The organism is Rhodococcus sp. (in: high G+C Gram-positive bacteria) (assembly GCF_049286785.1).
GTDB lineage: Bacteria > Actinomycetota > Actinomycetes > Mycobacteriales > Mycobacteriaceae > Rhodococcus_F.
Genome location: NZ_JBAQEO010000900.1, coordinates 1 through 2,591, shown reverse-complemented (window position 1 = coordinate 2,591; position 2,591 = coordinate 1). Strand labels below are relative to the sequence as shown.

Annotated in this window: 3 protein-coding genes and 1 pseudogene; 2 read left to right on the top strand and 2 right to left on the bottom strand. The window is 61.6% G+C overall.

What is annotated here, in order from left to right:
* A partial coding sequence (locus WAW17_RS32415) for an alpha/beta fold hydrolase (RefSeq protein WP_422336924.1) occupies positions 1-541 on the top strand: 541 nt, incomplete at its 5' end.
* Positions 538-1,077, top strand: coding sequence for a nuclear transport factor 2 family protein (locus WAW17_RS32410; RefSeq protein ID WP_422336923.1), 540 nt, complete (start codon positions 538-540; stop codon positions 1,075-1,077). The genes WAW17_RS32415 and WAW17_RS32410, both read left to right, overlap by 4 nt.
* Here WAW17_RS32410 and WAW17_RS32405 read toward each other — a convergent pair.
* Together WAW17_RS32405 and WAW17_RS32400 are read right to left on the bottom strand one after the other, a co-directional pair.
* Positions 1,063-1,558 (bottom strand): annotated as a pseudogene (locus WAW17_RS32405) (IS3 family transposase); the annotation flags it as partial. The gene WAW17_RS32410 and the pseudogene WAW17_RS32405 overlap by 15 nt on opposite strands.
* A gap of 752 nt (positions 1,559-2,310) precedes the next feature.
* On the bottom strand, positions 2,311-2,591 hold a 281-nt coding region (locus WAW17_RS32400; protein ID WP_422336922.1), incomplete at its 5' end, for a hypothetical protein.

The window sequence follows — 2,591 nt, the reverse complement described above, 5'->3', positions numbered from 1 at the left end:
GGATCCTCGCGGGTTCCTGCGTGATCAGTACTACTCGTTCTCCGGCGGACCGTATCCCGCCGACTACAAAGCCCCAAACCCCCTGGACGCCTCGCCTGCGGATGTCGAGGCACAGATACGCAGCAGTGGCGTCTGCCTGGAACCCGGCGCGAAGATGCGGGATGGCCTCCTGACACCTGATCCCATTCCGGAATGGCTCGCGGCCGACCTCGACGACTACGTGGCCGAGTTCGAACGCACCGGCCTGCAAGCGCCTCTGAATTGGTACCGCGCAATGGATCTGAGCTGGGAGGAACTAGAACCTTTCGCAGGCCGGCCGATCGAGGCTCCGGCGCTGTTCATCGGCGCCGAATTCGATGTCGCCACCCTGTGGAGCTCCGAAGCCGTTGCCGCCTTCGACAAGACTGTTCCCAACCACCGCGCCAGCGTAGTGATCAAGGGCTGTGGCCACTGGTTCACCCGGGAGCGTCCGATCGAGACCACAGCCGCAATTGTCGACTTCCTCGAAAACCTCGAGGTGCAGCGAGCCAAGCAGTCATGACTTCGACTGGGGCAGTAGATGCGGATTTCGCCCGCGTTGCAGCGATCGAAGATATCCGGCACCAACTCGCGACCGCGGCCATCGCAACCGACCGGATGGATTTCGATCTGCTCGCGTCCTGCTATCTCGATGACGCCACGGTCGATCTCGGTAGCTTTTTCTCGGGTTCTATCAGCGAGTACATCGAATCCAATGGGAGTGCGGATGGGCTACCCTCTCTCGATCGCACAATGCACGCGCTGACCACCAGCACGATCACCGTCGACGGCGATCGTGCGATCGCCGAATCGTATTGCACCTGTTTGCACAGCGGACCGGAAGGGCATCCTTGGTGCGACGGCTTTGTGGTGATTTACCTGCGCTTTATCGACACGCTTGTGTGTGTTGAAGGCAACTGGGTAATTGCCTCTCGAACTGGCATTTTCGAGTGGGGCCGCAATGAGACTACAGGTGAGTTCTTGGAACTCGACCCGCGGAGCCTTGGACGACGCGATCGTACGGACGTCCGGTATCGAGTGGTGCTCGATAAGGGCTGACGCGATACGTCGGCGCTGCTTGGCCTTGTAGTAGGTGGATGGGGCGATACTGATGCCGTGCTCGGTGAGTACGGCACAGATCGGGTCGACCCCGAATTGAGAGCGGTGAGCATCGATGTAATCGACGATCACCGCAGTCGGCGTGGGGCACCTCCCGCTTGCGGGGGACGACCTCCGCCGCCGCGAGAAACGCGCTCGCGGTCTTCAATATCTGGTTTGCCTGCGCAATTCGGCATTCTCTTTACGCAGGCGGCGTACCTCGTCGACGTCGACGTGGTCGCCTGCCGTCGATGCGGCTCGGGAGCGTTCTCGCTCTGCGGCTTCGATCCAGTTCCTTTGGCGTCGCCGGCTTGATGTCCAGCAGTTCGCCGACGTGGCGGCGAGCGGACAGTTTCGGCTCTCCGGTGTCACGGATCCGGTCTTGTCACATCCGGACCGCACGCTCCTGGGTGTCGGCGTCGTACTTCCTCGGTGCAGGCATACCAGCATTCTCCTTGTTGAATCAGGAGCCTCCACCACGTCCAGGACGGTTCAGACACCGATTGCGGCGAATGGCCGTGTTCCACCAGGGCCTAACCGAATGGTGGCCTGGCCGTCTCAGGTCGCTGGGCAGGAAGGAACCAGGGCTGATTCCAGCAATCCCACCGCGCAGATGCGCCGGCGGTTCGTCGCATTGCCCATCTGCCCGGCGAACTGGGACATTCCCACGTCGGAGATGGCTGCGGTGTCGCTCGCCAGTGGTATGGCCCAGATAACGAGATGGCCAGGTCGTAGGCGTAGGCCCGCCAACTTCGTTGCGATCGCACACCCGATGTCGGCAGCGAGCGGAAGAACCTGTCAAGCACGGAGTGATACGACTATCAGGGTTGAGAACGAACGGGATTCCGTCTGGAACAAATTGCTCCGCAAAGGCTTCAGTCCGATTCGTATCGAGACCCACACCCTCGGGGAGGGACAACGCGAGTGCCGCAGCGTCGGTGAAGAAATCTCCGTGCGGCTGACGATACGGGCCACCGAGACAGTCAGACACAATCATCCTGAGCGGATAAATCCCGAATCAATGTGTCTTGGTGATCGGCATCGTGCCCGCCGTCATCCACGACCTTCTCGAGGCCTGCCCGGAGCCGCACCTGACACTGATAGGCGACGATAGCCTGGGTGAAGTGGTAGCGGACATTGTCGAAATCACCGTCGGACCGACACCTGAACCTCGCTACGTCACCGTTGCGTATCTCATTCCGGGTTCTCGGCAGCTCGTGACGGTCCCCCGAAGAGGCGTGCGGGGTTCTGCGTCAGCAAGGCCTGCACCGTCTCCTTGGTGACGCCGTACCGCCCCAGCATGTCCGTGAATTCGGTGACGAGGTAGACGAGCGGTGTCGGTGCGTCGGCGTCGAACTTCGACTTCGGGCCGATGTGCGCCGATACGGAATCCATCGAGAGGAAGATCCGATCCTGCAGGCCGGCGTCCAGCAGGCTGGCGATGAGCCCGGCGCGGACGGAGTCGGGCAAGAAGA